This window comes from Spartinivicinus ruber (genome assembly GCF_011009015.1).
Classification (GTDB): Bacteria; Pseudomonadota; Gammaproteobacteria; order Pseudomonadales; family Zooshikellaceae; genus Spartinivicinus; species Spartinivicinus ruber.
Genome location: NZ_CP048878.1, coordinates 4,291,320 through 4,305,632, shown reverse-complemented (window position 1 = coordinate 4,305,632; position 14,313 = coordinate 4,291,320). Strand labels below are relative to the sequence as shown.

Sequence of the window (14,313 nt, the reverse complement as noted above, 5' to 3'; positions counted from 1 at the left end):
TAATATTATGATTTTTTGGTTTTATGAGTGAATGGAATCTTAATGGTGATGTGGAGTAATTCAAGGTATTCTAAAATTAGTAGCTGGTTCATTTTAGTATTAACTATCATCGTACCAAATAGTTTTGCTAAATCATTAGCTGATTCTATACAACAAATCAAGCCAAGTGTTGTAGGGGTGGCAACTTATTTGCCAACTAGAAGCCCTCCAGTCAACTTATTAGGTACTGGGTTTGTTGTTGATGATGGGTATCATGTGGTGACCAACGCACATGTTATACCAGCTAAACTGAATCTGGCTAAAAAAGAACGTTTGGTTGTACTTTATGGGCAAGGTAGAAAGCCATCAATGAGGGAAGCGAGGGTTTTTAAAGCTGATGAGGCTCATGACTTAGCATTGCTACGACTTAAAGGAACAACATTAAAACCTTTAACATTAGGGGATTCCAGTCAAGTGAGAGAGGGCGATAAAATAGCTTTTACTGGTTATCCCATAGGGCTGGTGTTAGGTTTATATCCTGCGACCCACCATGGTATTGTGGCCAGTATTACCCCAGTGGCTATTCCTGTTGCTTCTGCAAAAGAGTTAGATATAACGCATATTCAACGGTTGCGAAGCCCATATAATGTTTTTCAACTGGATGCGACGGCTTATCCGGGCAATAGTGGCAGTCCAGTATTTTTAGCGACAACCGGTGAAGTGATTGGAATTGTAAATAAAGTATTTGTTAAGCAAACAAAAGAGTCGGTTTTAGAAAAACCAAGTGGAATTACTTACGCGATTCCAATTAAATATGTAAAGGCACTAATTAAACCTTAATAAGAAACTAGCACCTTCATTATCAAGGGGTAAGCCGTCTTTCTTTATGGTTTCTTCTATTTGAAGTGACTAAGTTGCCTTCTGAATCAGTAAACGGGTAGTAAATAGGTTTTTGGTTTTTACGACGATCGTAGTGTTTGTTATGTTGCCAACAGGTTACAGGCTTATTTGCAGAGTAACGTTTAGCAGCACTGGTGAAAACAATGATTGCCATACAGCCAATAATGGCAATCGTGATGAGTAGCAGCCATATACTCGTCATTGGCGCACCCCTCATTTTATATTTTAATACTGAACATTTTTAGCAAAATGTGAGCCTTACCCATCAATTTGATTGATTATCAAACGGTTATATTTATTATTAGCCCTCATGCTAAATTAAGCTGTAATATTTTTTGACGCTTTTGTGACATTCAAACAGTTGAGGGGGCTTATGCCTGGATGGATTGGGGTCGATTTAGATGGCACCTTGGCACACTATGATAAATGGCGAGGCCCAGAGCACATTGGTGAGCCAATCAAACCGATGCTGGATCGCGTGAAAAATTGGGTACTGCAGGGACAGGAAGTAAAAATATTTACAGCAAGAGCTTCTGTTCCTGAATATCTTCCCTATGTTGAAAAATGGTTAACTGAACATGGTTTAGCTGGGCTAGAGGTTACTAATGTGAAGGACTTTAGGATGATTGAACTATGGGATGATCGTTGTGTTCAAATTTCTACTAATAAGGGGAAGCCAGTAAGGTTTAGCAAACGACTCGGCTTTTAGTAGCAAGTTATTCTACTTATACAAATACGTAAACTGTATGTATGTAGGGCTAGAAACAAAAATAAGAATAAAAAGGGAGCTGAGCCGACTAGCGGGCTCCCTTTCCAAATAAAATAACTTCAACGGTTTGAATTAAAATTAAGATATCCAAAAACAGGCTGTGATTTTTTACATAATAAAGGTCATATTCTAGTTTGTGTCTGGCATCATTATCTGAAGCACCATAGGGGTAACAAAGCTGTGCCCAACCTGCAATACCTGGCTTGATACGATGGCGCTCGTCGTAGTAAGAAATTTTTTCTTTTAAGTTAGCTACAAACTCAGGGCGCTCTGGTCTAGGGCCAACAAAGCCCATGTCTCCTTTCAGGACATTGAGGATTTGTGGTAACTCATCAATTCGATATTTACGAATGATCCGGCCGGTTCGAGTTATACGAGGATCATTTTGGGTGGCCCATTGTGCTTTACCACTTTTTTCTGCATCAATCCGCATGCTGCGAAATTTGAGTACATCAAATACTTTACCATTAAGGCCAACACGGTGTTGGCGGTAAAAAATAGGGGCTTTTAATCCCTCTTCCAGCCAGATACCGATCACTGCAAAGGCCATTAAAGGCCAGGCAAAGCAAAGGAGGGCGAGGCTGGTAACAATATCAAACAAACGCTCGGAATAGGTTCTTAGGTTGCTTTGACTAAAGCCGTCAGAAAAAACCATCCAGCTGGGGTGGAGCAGCTCAAGCTCAATTTTTCCTGTTTCTCTTTCAAAGAAAGTTAGGATATCAACAACTTCAATGCCGCTTAACTTGCAGTCTAATAGTTCATTGATAGGGAAGTTTTTCCGGCGATCATCAACCGCCACGACAATTTCATCGATTCTATTGTCGACTGCATATTCTAGTAACGATCCTTGGTGATGGATGATAGCTTCATTAACGACTGCATCTGCTTCATTAGCTATGTGCATAAAGCCAATGATAGTAAAACCGCGACGATCGCTTTTGCGGCGTAATCGCTGGCAAATGTTATTTGCTCTTCTGCCTGCGCCCAATACCAAGACTCGCCGCTTTAAGATTTTTTCATCTACAAGCCTGGTAAAGCACCAGCGAATGCAGGCAATACTTAAAAATGCAATGGTAATCGTGACGATAAAAACACCGCGACCAATGAGTAATGTGGGAAAAAGGAAAAAACAAAGAGAGAGAATGATGCTGCCAAGGACAAAGCTAATAGCTGAGCGAATCAGCATGCCTGTGAGGCCTTCTCTTAATCGAGCCTGGTAGAGGCCCATAGCAACCATGCTAATAATGAATGCAGCACCAACCACTAATGCGCGAATAATTAAAGGGCTGGCAGGGTCTTGGCCGGTAGGATCCATTGTGCCAAAACGTATCAAAGTACCGATGTAGGTTGAGGCAATAAAGGCGCAAAGTTCAAGTAGCCCTAATAATAAGTAAGGTACTCTGATATGGTGTTTGAAAATGCGAATACTGCTCACTGAAACTCCCTTTATCCTTAGTGTGGTAATGGTTTTCCGTGTGCACGTTAATGGCTTCTGCATCCTTGTAAAGAGGCACGTCCCCCTATAAAACCAACTAGCGCGCTAATTTATTATAAGAAGTCATTTAAGTCAGTTAATTACTTCAACATATTTAATGTTTTTTAGTTATAACAAGACTTAAGTTAAATCAGCCTCTGAGTTCCTTCTTACTTTTAGCTGCCATTTCTGCTGGCCAATGATAACACCAGTTAATATTAAAGTGACCGCCATCAACTGCTCTGATGTTAGCCATTCGTCTAAAATAAGGGCAGCTAAAATGACAGTAAAAACAGGAATTAAGTTAACAAATGTTGATGCTTTGTTGGCTGATAATTGACTGACTCCATAGTTGTAGAGGCCATATGCTCCACATGTGACGATACTACCCAGATAAATAATAGCTAGGGTTGGTTCTAATTCAATTTGTGTTGGTAGTTCATTTCTTAAAGCGAAAGGCAGAAAAAATAGCGTACCTGCAATGGATTGGACTGCTGTTAGTGTTATAGCACTATAACGAAAAACCAGTTTTTTCAGTACTATGGTATAAAGAGCAGCAAGAATCATAGCGATAAGCTCTAAAGAATTACCCAGCAAAGGATTGGCTGCATGCTCATTCGCTTCTGATAAAAAAGTTAACCAAAGGGCTCCTACAAATGCAATCACTAACCCTGTAAGCAATTGTTTGGATGGTTTTTCTTTTAAAGCAAACCAAGCGCCTATCGTAACAAGGGCTGGGTACAGCGCAGTGACAGCACCTGCTTGAGCGGCACTGGTATATTCAAGGGCAAGGCTTTCAAAAATGAAGTAAAGGCAAGGTTCACACAAAACCATCATAATCAATAGTTTAAGATCCCCTTGCTGATAATGACGAAATGAAATTCGGCGAAAGCAGGCCAGAAAGCAAAGAGTAGCAATAAGCATTCGAGCAAAAACTACCAGCCACATAGAGTAATAACTAAAGGCTATTTTTAGCGCAATAAATGAGCTACCCCAAAGCAGCATGGCTAAAACTAAAATACTGTAAGCAAACCATGGTGTGCTTTGATTTGTTATGTTCATAGAGATGCAGCAACTTAAAGGTTTATGACAGCAAATTCAGAGGCTGCTATTAGATAGTTTTTAGCTTACATAATCAACAAGTGGGTAATAGCTGACTTAAGGAAGTATAGGGGAGGAATAGGAAGAACGCTGACACTAGTTAGTGTCAGCGCATGATAGGTGATAAAGCCAAATGTTTGTTGTTTGTCACTGTATGAAGCTGCTATTGTCGAGTATCTAAACAGCCTTGCTTGACTGCTTTTAACTTGCGACAGATATCCATAGCAGTTGATTGGCTTTGAATGCCTGTAAATAACACTCGGTAATAAGTGCCCCGTTTTCCATAATTAGCTGACTTCACTTTAGGTTGCAGGCCGTTTAATAGCTGGCCATGGCGCTTTTGAATATTACTAATCGCTTGGTCAGCAGCGGCAGCTGATTTATATGATGCTAGTTGAATTGCCCAACGAGCAGTGCCGACAGGCGCTGATGTTGAGGTGCTGGCAACTGCGCTAGTAGGGCGGGTATAGGTATTAGTTGGCAGGGACACAGCAGGTTTACTGTAAGTCGTTGGTTGTGTGCTGCGTGACCCATAGCTTTCAGAAGTGTTGCTTGTAGTAACTGGGCGAAGCGATTTTTGTGCATTGGTATGAGGTGTTGCTGTAAACAGCTTATTGGCATCATCAGGCCTGGCTCGTTCAACATCGTATTTTTCTGTACGTTTGTCTACTGCACTTTTGATTAGTTTGATACTTGAGTATTTATCTCGAGTTAACCCATTCACTTCATTCGCATTGCGAATAATTGTGGGCTTGATAAATACCATTAGATTTCGCTTTTTATGAGAATTATTGTCATTTTCAAACAAGCGACCAACTAAGGGAATGCTACTCAATATAGGAACAGACGATTCACCTTGAACAACGTCATCTTGTAAAAGCCCCCCTAAAACAATAATTTTTGAGTCATCTACAAGAATTGTACTTTTGATTTGTCGCTTACTGGTTACCTGGTTAAGATTGTTACTACTCTCTGCTGAGGTAATGACATTAGATATTTCCTGATCGATTTCTAGGCGCATAGTGTCGCCTTCATTAATATGTGGCGTAACTTTTAATTTTAGGCCAACATCTTTACGCTCAACAGTGGTGAAAGGGTTGTTTGCTCCGTTGGAGTTTGTGGTATAAGAGCCCGTTTGGAAAGGCACTTCTTGCCCTACCAAAATTTCGGCTTCTTCATTGTCCATGGTCATTAGGCTAGGCGTTGATAGCAAGTTGCTATTGCTTTGTTGGGTAATAGCATTAAGTAATATCCCAAAGTTGCTATTACGTAAGGCGACTTGACCAATAGGGATCTTTGAATTATCAACAGCTGCACCAATAATAGAGCTAATTGCAGAGCCACCATTATCTCCACCACCTGTTTTGGTATCTTTGCCTGCAATACCCCATTGGATACCCAGTTGCTCAGATATGTCTCCAGAAACCTCAACGATTGCTGACTCAATCAATACTTGAGCTCGGCGAACATCTAGTTGTCTGACGATATTTTCTAGTTCTCGGATCATTTCTGGCTCAGCGGCAATGATCAGGGCATTTTGAGACTCATCAGCTTTTATGATGGACTGTTTGGCATCTTTTTTATCTTTACCCGATTGAATGGTTAGCGACTTAGATAGCTCAGAGAGAGCTTCTGCAAGGTTTTTTGCATCTGCATGACGTAAGTGAATGACTCGAGTTGAAGACGCGCTATCAGCTTCTATGTCCATTGATCTAGCCATTCGCTTAACCTGGCTACGAAAAGATGGTTTGCCTGTAACAATTAGCCGGTTGGTACGTTCATCGGCAATAATTTGACCAGCTGGGTTACGCTGCTTTTGGTTGCCAAACAATCCTTCCTTGATGATCTTAACCACATCCCCCACCCAGGCATGCTCCAACTTAATAACATCATGTTCAGCATCTTCAGCTAAATCCATTTCTCTAATAAGCTTTGCTAATCGTTTTACGTTAGCACTATGGTCGCTGATGATGATCGAGTTGCTCGATGCGATAGCAGCTGCATGACCATACTGTGGAATTAAGGGGCGAATGACTGGAATCAGCTCTACTGCTGATAAGTTAACCAGAGGGACGACTTTAGTAATCATATGCCCACTGCGAGGGCCAGATTTGCCATTAAAAATAGGTACATCACTTTTTGCTTTGTTAGTGGGTACTATATTAATGGTTTTGCCATTAGGTACAGCGGTAAAGCCATTGGCATGTAACACTGAAAGAAATACATCGTAAATTTCTTCCTTGGAAAGGGGTGAAGCAGATACCACCGTTACATTATTGGGCCCTTTGATACGTGGGTCGACAATAATTGTTTCTCCTGTAATAGAGGCGACCTGGGCAATGAACTCTCTTATATCAGCGTTTTTTTGGTTAATGGTCCAGCGTTTACCACTATCAGTACTTGTTTCAGCTAATGTAAATGGAGTAACTGAAAAGCACAGACAAAGTACTGAAGCATGAAAAAGTTTGGTTAATCTGGCCATAGTAAAGCGTTGTTGTTGGTAAGACATGTGATTATTATTCCAAGAATCCTGCTTATTATCCTGGTAAGTGGCTGCTTTCGTTAAGGCATTTAGCATATTTGGTTAGCCTCCTCCGGCACCCTTATCTAATTCCCTCATACGTGCTTGCAGCTCTTTCATTCGTTGCTGTGCGGCTATATTTTCTGGTGACTCTGGTGGTGAAGTAACAGAAACTGGTTCGGGAGGCTTGGGCAGCTGGTGTGGCCCTTTATATTCTTCAATTCGGTTTGGACTATTGGCTTCAGGAAAGTAGAGTGTTTCTAATATGCCATTTCTTGAAATAATCACATGATCTGCTTTCACTTTATGTAAAGTTGCTTGGCCCGGTAGAGGATCACCTATCTGATAGAGCTCAGCTCGACGGTTACTACCTTCAATGATTGCGCTGGATAATTTATCATTTGGATTCGCAAAAGCGCCTTTCAATACCAATCTTAAGTTGGTTTTAGGGATATGTTTTTGTGCCACTGGCTGTTCTCCTACCCCTTGTCCAAATAACAATGCAATGTTTTGTGCTCTGTATTCAGTGCGTGGTTTGCTGCTGGCAACATTGCGAACAGCCTCTACTTGCGGTTTTGGCGCAGTCAATGTTTGGTATAATTGCATACCTTTAGACGCTAAAGTCATACCTATAAGCACTAGGACAATAAGACATAAAGCAGAAATATTTTTTTTATGCCCTAATGTGAGATAAGGCGATAATGCTGTTGAGTTCATAAGATTATTGAAAGCTGCTTGTAAGCTATTCCTTATTGAATAAATGCCTAAAAAACTGAGCGAAAGTCCCAACGTACCCTTGTTTAACGTCGGCTGCCATAATAACAATTATTGCTTGAAATGGGTCAAGCAAATTGCCTTAAGAGTGTGAAATTTGTAAAAAAATACTGTAAAACTGATGCCTATTAATACAAGGCGCTATGAAAACGACAGTTAGCCTAAGTTAAAATTTCACACATTATAACTCTAGGCTAAGTTGGGCTTTTCGACATTATGACTGTACTGTATCCAGTTGGTTCCAATTGCTGTTTAGTTAACAAACAGCTCTAAGGGAACTTACCTGTGGTTAAATGATCTTTGCCTTAGGTGTTTTTGGTGAGTCGAGCATTGGTTATTTAGAAATAAACGTAAAAACTAGAGGCTTAACAACTAGCAACATATATAGGGAAGGGATAATGTTTAGTGAGTATGCGGTTACCTAATCCCTCATAAGTAAATGTTTATAAGTATGAGTGTTTATAAATAAATGTTGCTAGAAACAGCAAATATCTGTGAATAATAAGAATTTATGAACAACTATTTATGAATAGAACGTTAGTAATAGGTTTCATTGACCAAGTAAGCAGCAGTGAAACAGACTGCAACAGCTGCGTAAAAGTGCAGCAGCTGGGGGAATAGTAAATAATTTGGGGAACAAGTTGGTTGAGTGGTGGTTAAAAAGTATTTTGCATGATGATACCTATTGAAAGATGCTTTTTTTCTAACCAGACTTTCAACTGAAAAGAGGTTACAGAACATTGAACGTGCCAGCAGTTGCTAATGGTGAAGCAGGAAGTGATAGCCAAGGGGAAGGGTCACTTTTAAAAGGCTCTCCTGCAGATAAAAGATTGCCATTTACCTTTGCCAAAAAATATGGCGTGCTTATTTATCGGCAGATGGATGGCAGTGCTAAAGTTTGTCATAAACAAGGGCTTACACCGATAGTGGCCTCTGAAGTGAGGCGCTTTGCAGGTGGTGCTTTACCCTATGAGTTAGTCGACGAGAGCCGCTTTTCAGAGCTGTTATCAGAAACCTATCAAAGTGATGGTTCTGAAGCATTTCAGGATGCAATTGGTATCAGTGATGATATGGATCTAGCCAGCCTGGCGGATGCTGTTCCAGAATCTGAAGACTTGCTTGAACAAGCTGACGATGCCCCTGTTATCCGGCTAATAAATGCCATTTTTACCGAAGGCATTAAAGAAAATACCTCAGATATTCATATTGAAACCTTTGAAAAAAATTTAGTGGTTAGGTTTCGTGTCGATGGCGTGCTGAGAGAAAAGCTTAGGCTTAAGCGGCAATTGGCAGCTTTGCTAATATCCAGGATTAAAGTTATGTCGAAACTGGATATTGCTGAAAAGCGGGTGCCTCAGGATGGTCGTATTTCATTACGAGTAGCAGGTAAAGAAGTCGATGTTCGGGTGTCTACCTTACCGTCGACCAATAGTGAGCGGGTGGTTATGCGGCTGCTGGATAAAGCGGCAGGGCGCTTGGATTTGAACCACTTAGGCATGTCTGCTGATGACACCAAACTGCTGAAAGGCATTCTTCTTAAGCCCCATGGCATTATTCTGGTTACAGGGCCTACTGGTTCAGGTAAAACCACTAGCCTATATGCATCGATTTCTACCTTAAATGATCAAAGCCGTAATATTCTGACTGTTGAGGATCCTATTGAATATAACCTGGAAGGGATTGGTCAAACTCAGGTAAACCCTAAGGTGGATATGACTTTTGCTCGTGGATTGCGTGCTATTTTGCGGCAAGACCCAGATGTAGTAATGGTAGGTGAGATTCGTGATGTCGAAACAGCGCAAATTGCTGTTCAAGCTAGTTTAACTGGTCACCTAGTGTTATCCACTTTGCACACCAATACAGCTGTCGGTGCGATTACCCGATTACAGGATATGGGAGTTGAGCCTTTCTTGCTTGCTTCCAGTTTGGTAGGGGTTTTAGCGCAGCGATTAGTGCGTAGGCTCTGTGATGACTGTAAAGAGCCTTACCGACCAGATGAAGCAGAGTGTTTGCGACTGCACTTAAACCCTGATGCTCCACCGGAAATTTATCATGCGAAAGGTTGTTCTACCTGCAACCAACAAGGTTATCGTGGTCGGATGGGCATCTATGAAATTATTCCAATTGATAATGAGATGCGAAGGTTAATCCATAACAATGCCGGTGAGCAGGAAATTATTGAATACATCCGTATTGGTAGACCCAGTATTCGTGCAGATGGCCGGCGTAAAGTGCTAGCGGGACAAACCACCCTTGAAGAAGTACTTCGAGTAACGCAGGATGATTAAGGGGTAAGCAGTGGCGGTTTACGAATTTGTAGCCCTTGATGCTAGAGGTAAGCAACAAAAAGGGACTTTAGAGGCCGATAGTGCAAGGCAAGTACGGCAGATTTTGCGTGAGAAACGCATGTCGCCATTAGACGTAGAACTGGTTGCACAAAAGCAGAAACAGGCTAATAGCAAAGCGGGAGGTGGTCTATTTTCTAGAAGTATATCTACCAGTGACCTCTCAATGGTTATTCGCCAATTAGCCACCCTGATACAGGCAGCACTGCCTATTGAAGAAGCTTTACGGGCTGTTGCTGAGCAACAGGAAAAACAAAAGATAAAGAAAATATTTCAGGCCGTCCGCTCTAAAGTGCTAGAGGGGTACACATTGGCGCAAAGTATGGAAAGCTTTCCAGGGGTATTTCCCTCAATGTATTGCGCCACTGTAGCAGCGGGTGAGCATGCGGGTTTTCTTGATAAAGTGCTTAATCAGCTAGCCGATTACTCTGAAAGCCGTCAGCAGTCACAACAAAAAATCAAAATGGCATTGGTATATCCTGTGTTACTGGTAGTGGCTTCTATAGCGATTGTTAGTTTTCTATTGGGATTTGTCGTACCAGATATTGTCAAAGTCTTTATTGATAGTGGTCAGGAATTACCCGCTTTAACTCAAGGCCTGATTGACTTAAGTAACTTATTTCAAAACTACTGGTATTTTATGTTGCTTGGGTTGATTGGGATTATTTATATTACCCGCGTTTTGCTAAGCAAGCCCCCAATTAAGCTGCGCTTTCACCGAGGCATGCTGCGGGTACCCTTGATTGGTCGATTTAATCGACAAATGAATACGGCACGTTTCGCCAGTACCTTAAGTATTCTGACGCGCAGTGGTGTGCCGTTAGTAGAGGCCCTAAAAATAGCGACTGAAGTTGTTTCAAACCTATACATAAAAGCCAGTGTGGCAGATGTTGCCCAGCAGGTGAGTGAAGGCTTGAGTTTAACTAAGGCGTTAGAACAAACAGGGCATTTCTCACCGATGATGATGCACATGATCGCGAGTGGTGAAGCGACAGGTGAGCTTGATGACATGTTAGAACGAACGGCCCTCAGTCAGGAAACTGATCTTGAAAACCGAATGTCAGTAATAGTGGGTTTGTTTGAACCACTGACCCTGATGCTCATGGGGGGCATTGTGTTGGTGATTGTATTGGCGATTTTATTGCCGATTCTTAACATGAACCAGTTATTGAATTGATAGTAAGTATTAAAAAAAGGAACGAAAGAGTGAAAAAGGTGATTGCTAAGTCAGCACAGCAAGGGTTTACCTTAATTGAAATTATGGTGGTGGTCGTTATTTTAGGGATATTAGGTGCGTTGGTTGTACCAAACATCATGAGTAAGCCTGATCAAGCCAAAGTTACAGTTGCAAAGGGTGACATACGGGCAATTGCATCTGCATTGGATATGTACAAGTTGGATAATTTTAATTACCCCAGTACTGATCAAGGGCTAGATGCGTTAGTTAAAAAGCCCAGTGGTTCACCAGAACCTAAAGGCTGGAATAATCCTTATCTTAAAAAAGTACCTGTTGATCCATGGGGTAACCCTTATAAGTATCTGTCTCCTGGTGTTCATGGTCCGTTTGATTTGTACTCGTATGGGGCTGATGGCAAAAAAGGTGGTGAAGGCTTCAATGCTGATCTGGCTAACTGGGAAGAGTAATTAATGCTCATGTTGTCTCGTTTACCAAGGCAGCAGGGCTTTACTTTAGTTGAGGTGCTAGTGGTGGTTGTCATCATTGGCACTTTAATTGGTATAACAGTATTAAGCCCATTACTTGGAGATAAAAGTAAACGCCTGGATGACGAAGCACTACGTATTTCCAAGGTGTTTGAATTGGCTGTTGATCAGGCGCTGGTCAAAGGGTATGAGCTTGGTTTTAAGGCTGAGCCATCAGGCTATAGTTGGATGCGATATAACCAAGAAAAAAATGAGTGGCTACAACTAAAAGAAGGCTCATTTCGTCCTTATCAGCTACCTGAAGGTTACAGTCTGACATTAAGTGCGGAAGACGATAAATTTACCAAGTTCAAATTAGCTGATGAAGAAGATGATAAAACCAGCTTTAGTCTTGAAAGTGAGAAAGATAATAAAAAGAAAAAGTCTTCATTAAAGCCACAAGTAGTTATTTATACAGATACTCAGACAACCCCTTTCGAGCTCACGATTGATAGTGAGTACAATGACAAGCCCAAGAAGTTAGTAGCCGACGGAATTAACCGTGTTGAAGTTAAAAAGCAAGACTAAAGGGTTTACCTTATTAGAAGTAATGGTGGCACTGGCTATTTTTGCCAGCGCTGCTGCTGTATTAGTTATTTCTGATGGTAGTGCAATTAAGCAAACGATTTATTTAGAAGAAAAAATTCTTGCTAGCTGGATTGCTGAAAATCAACTGGCGCGTATGCAGTTAGAAGCCCAATGGCCAGAACTCGGAAAAAAAGAAGGTACTGTTAGTTTTGCTCAGCGTAACTGGAAGGTAGTTACTGAAGTATCAAAAACCTCTCAGTCTAACTTTAATAAAGTAGAGTTAACCGTCTCACGACAGGAGCAAACTCAATCGGCGGAAGATAATGTATTGTTTACCTTAACAGGGTATTTAAGGAAACAATCTTAATGAAGTGTTTTAACATACCTGAAAAAGATTTTAAGCAGCGTGGTTTTACTTTGTTGGAACTGCTCATTGCTATTGCCTTATTTTCAATTGTGAGTATCGCAGCTTTTCGTTTATTTGATACTGTTGCTAATACGAAACAGGCGACAGAAAAAAGCTTATCACGTATTAATCAACTGCAGCGGGCATTGTTAATTATTGAGAAAGACCTCAGTCAAATTATTCCTCGCCCCATTCGTAATGAACTAGGTGATAAGCTTCCCGCATTTATTGCCAACAAAGATGGTTTTTTAATCCAGTTTAGTAAAACGGGTTGGCGAAATCCTAGCTATGCTAAGCGCAGTGATATTCAGCGGGTGGCTTACATTTTTGCTGCATCAGATGGTCAATTAATACGTCAATACTGGCTATCTTTAGACAGACCTGGTGAAACCAAACCAAAACAGCAAGTTTTAATTGAAAAACTGCAAAATGTATCTGTGCGTTTTTTAGACCAAGACCGAAAGTGGAAAAACGAATGGTCAACGCCTGCCAGCAACCAGCAAATATCAGGTATTCCTGGTGGTGGCCAGCAACAAGATCCAAATAAAAAGGTGCCATTAGGCATTGAAATTACATTAACAGACCCACGTTATGGCCAGGTAAATAAAATCATTATGGGTGTCACTATTCCTAAGCCTAACTCTAATCTACCTGGCAAAGATAATGACAATACCCCGTGATTATCCAAACCACCATAAGCTTAATGACCCCTTTAAATAACGCTAGTGAAGTAGATGAGTTGGATGAGTTATAGGCAGTTAAAAAAACAGCAGGGAGTTGCCCTCATTTTTGTGATGGTGATTTTTAGTCTAATCACTGTTTTAGCTGCAAAAATCGTCACCAATATCCGGTTGGAAACCGAGCGCACCAGTCATTTGCTCATGCGTCAGCAGGCCAAGCAATATGCCTATTCCGCAGAGCAGTTAGTAGCTGAGTTATTGAGGGCTGATAAAGAAAATGATGAGCGAAATAAAGCGGATAAAGACCATTATTTTGAAGCTTGGCATTATCAGCAGGAAGAATTGAAAATTGATACGGGTGATATTGGCAAAATTGAAATTGATGTGTTTGATCTGCAAGCATTTATTAATTTAAACAGTTTGGCTGCAAAAACTAATTCACCACCAGATGACGGCAAGGATTCAGAAAGAAAAGATAAAAGTACCTCTTTTAAAAGTAAAGATGTAATTGTCCGGCTGTTGGGTTTGCAAGGTATAGAAACTGATAAAGCGAAGCAGATCGTTAGCCAAATTACGGACTGGGTGGACGCCAATCAGCAGGTAAGCTCTAATGGTGCTGAAGATGATGACTATCTGTTAGGTGACAACCCCTACCGTACCGCAAATGATCAAATGGCTTCTGTATCAGAGCTAATGTTGCTAGCCAATATGGACTATAAAACCTATCGCAAGCTAGCCCCTTTTGTTGCGGTGGTTCCAGCAGCTTCAACAGATACTAAAATTAATGTTAATACGGCACCAGCTAAAGTGATTCAAGCAATTATTAAAGAAGGCCTCGATAGCAAAGCTGCCAACAGTATTATCCAAAAGAGAGGTAAGGAAGGGTTTAAAGAAGTCCAAGATTTTAAACAATTACCTGAGCTGACAGGTAAAACTGTTCCTGATGGCAGTTTGAGTGTTAAAAGTGATTATTTTAAGGCTGTCATAAAAACTAAGTTTGCCGATGCAGAATATTACCTAGTGAGTTATTTTCATCGGAGTCCTAAAGAGGGGGTGAGTGTGATCTCTCGACAAGAAGGACAACCATTAATTCGATTGGCTAAACCAAAAGTAAAAAAAGACTAACGTAAATAGG

The 14,313-nt window shown here is 41.0% G+C and carries 14 protein-coding genes; 9 read left to right on the top strand and 5 right to left on the bottom strand.

The genetic code is table 11. From position 1 onward, the window contains the following. Positions 1–27: 27 nt before the first annotated feature. Complete coding sequence (locus tag G4Y78_RS19370) at positions 28–819, top strand: S1C family serine protease (RefSeq protein WP_222937538.1); 792 nt, start codon at positions 28–30, stop codon at positions 817–819. A 22-nt stretch (positions 820–841) separates the two neighbouring features. Here G4Y78_RS19370 and G4Y78_RS19365 read toward each other — a convergent pair whose 3' ends face one another. Then, complete coding sequence (locus G4Y78_RS19365) at positions 842–1,081, bottom strand: hypothetical protein (protein ID WP_163834584.1); 240 nt, start codon at positions 1,079–1,081, stop codon at positions 842–844. 171 nt (positions 1,082–1,252) lie between these two features. Between G4Y78_RS19365 and G4Y78_RS19360 the strand changes: the two genes are divergently transcribed. Further along, positions 1,253–1,588 (top strand): hypothetical protein, encoded by a 336-nt coding sequence (locus G4Y78_RS19360; RefSeq protein WP_163834583.1) that lies wholly within the window; start codon positions 1,253–1,255, stop codon positions 1,586–1,588. 88 nt (positions 1,589–1,676) lie between these two features. On the opposite strand, the gene G4Y78_RS19355 is transcribed toward G4Y78_RS19360, so the two are convergent. The 4 genes from G4Y78_RS19355 to G4Y78_RS19340 all read right to left on the bottom strand — a co-directional run bounded on the left by G4Y78_RS19355 (position 1,677) and on the right by G4Y78_RS19340 (position 7,461). Further along, entirely contained in the window at positions 1,677–3,083 is a 1,407-nt protein-coding gene (locus G4Y78_RS19355; protein ID WP_163834582.1) for a TIGR03013 family XrtA/PEP-CTERM system glycosyltransferase, read from the bottom strand. 180 nt (positions 3,084–3,263) lie between these two features. Then, complete coding sequence (locus G4Y78_RS19350; protein WP_163834581.1) at positions 3,264–4,184, bottom strand: DMT family transporter; 921 nt, start codon at positions 4,182–4,184, stop codon at positions 3,264–3,266. Positions 4,185–4,386: 202 nt separating this feature from the next. After that, the gene (gene gspD / locus G4Y78_RS19345; RefSeq protein ID WP_163834580.1) at positions 4,387–6,801 is read right to left on the bottom strand and encodes a type II secretion system secretin GspD; all 2,415 of its coding nucleotides are present in this window, start codon (positions 6,799–6,801) and stop codon (positions 4,387–4,389) included. 6 nt (positions 6,802–6,807) lie between these two features. Beyond that, on the bottom strand, positions 6,808–7,461 hold the full coding sequence (locus G4Y78_RS19340) for a type II secretion system protein N (RefSeq protein ID WP_163834579.1): 654 nt from the start codon (positions 7,459–7,461) through the stop codon (positions 6,808–6,810). Positions 7,462–8,348: 887 nt separating this feature from the next. Here G4Y78_RS19340 and gspE point away from each other — a divergent pair. From gspE to gspK, 7 genes are all read left to right on the top strand, one after another. Then, positions 8,349–9,806: a type II secretion system ATPase GspE gene (gene gspE / locus G4Y78_RS19335; RefSeq protein ID WP_268935103.1), complete on the top strand. Its 1,458-nt coding sequence runs from the start codon at positions 8,349–8,351 to the stop codon at positions 9,804–9,806. 10 nt (positions 9,807–9,816) lie between these two features. Continuing rightward, a complete protein-coding gene (gene gspF, locus G4Y78_RS19330; protein ID WP_163834578.1) occupies positions 9,817–11,040 on the top strand; it encodes a type II secretion system inner membrane protein GspF in 1,224 nt (407 codons plus the stop codon). 29 nt (positions 11,041–11,069) lie between these two features. Further along, a complete protein-coding gene (gene gspG / locus G4Y78_RS19325) occupies positions 11,070–11,507 on the top strand; it encodes a type II secretion system major pseudopilin GspG (protein ID WP_329604884.1) in 438 nt (145 codons plus the stop codon). A 3-nt stretch (positions 11,508–11,510) separates the two neighbouring features. After that, complete coding sequence (gene gspH / locus G4Y78_RS19320; RefSeq protein WP_163834577.1) at positions 11,511–12,092, top strand: type II secretion system minor pseudopilin GspH; 582 nt, start codon at positions 11,511–11,513, stop codon at positions 12,090–12,092. Then, positions 12,067–12,459, top strand: a complete 393-nt coding sequence (gene gspI, locus G4Y78_RS19315; protein ID WP_163834576.1) for a type II secretion system minor pseudopilin GspI — start codon at positions 12,067–12,069, stop codon at positions 12,457–12,459. The genes gspH and gspI overlap by 26 nt, the downstream gene beginning before the upstream one ends. After that, complete coding sequence (gene gspJ, locus G4Y78_RS19310; protein WP_163834575.1) at positions 12,459–13,178, top strand: type II secretion system minor pseudopilin GspJ; 720 nt, start codon at positions 12,459–12,461, stop codon at positions 13,176–13,178. Before gspI ends, gspJ begins: the two co-directional genes overlap by 1 nt. Positions 13,179–13,241: 63 nt before the next feature. Continuing rightward, positions 13,242–14,303, top strand: a complete 1,062-nt coding sequence (gene gspK, locus G4Y78_RS19305; RefSeq protein WP_163834574.1) for a type II secretion system minor pseudopilin GspK — start codon at positions 13,242–13,244, stop codon at positions 14,301–14,303. Positions 14,304–14,313 lie beyond the last annotated feature (10 nt).

Bases quoted from the DNA above. Each gene is read 5' to 3' on its own strand.
- G4Y78_RS19365 (WP_163834584.1), bottom strand. From the start codon at position 1,081: ATGACGAGTATATGGCTGCTACTCATCACGATTGCCATTATTGGCTGT.
- G4Y78_RS19360 (WP_163834583.1), top strand. From the start codon at position 1,253: ATGCCTGGATGGATTGGGGTCGATTTAGATGGCACCTTGGCACACTAT.
- G4Y78_RS19350 (WP_163834581.1), bottom strand. From the start codon at position 4,184: ATGAACATAACAAATCAAAGCACACCATGGTTTGCTTACAGTATTTTA.
- gspD (WP_163834580.1), bottom strand. From the start codon at position 6,801: ATGCTAAATGCCTTAACGAAAGCAGCCACTTACCAGGATAATAAGCAG.
- G4Y78_RS19340 (WP_163834579.1), bottom strand. From the start codon at position 7,461: ATGAACTCAACAGCATTATCGCCTTATCTCACATTAGGGCATAAAAAA.
- gspH (WP_163834577.1), top strand. From the start codon at position 11,511: ATGCTCATGTTGTCTCGTTTACCAAGGCAGCAGGGCTTTACTTTAGTT.
- gspJ (WP_163834575.1), top strand. From the start codon at position 12,459: ATGAAGTGTTTTAACATACCTGAAAAAGATTTTAAGCAGCGTGGTTTT.
- gspK (WP_163834574.1), top strand. From the start codon at position 13,242: ATGAGTTATAGGCAGTTAAAAAAACAGCAGGGAGTTGCCCTCATTTTT.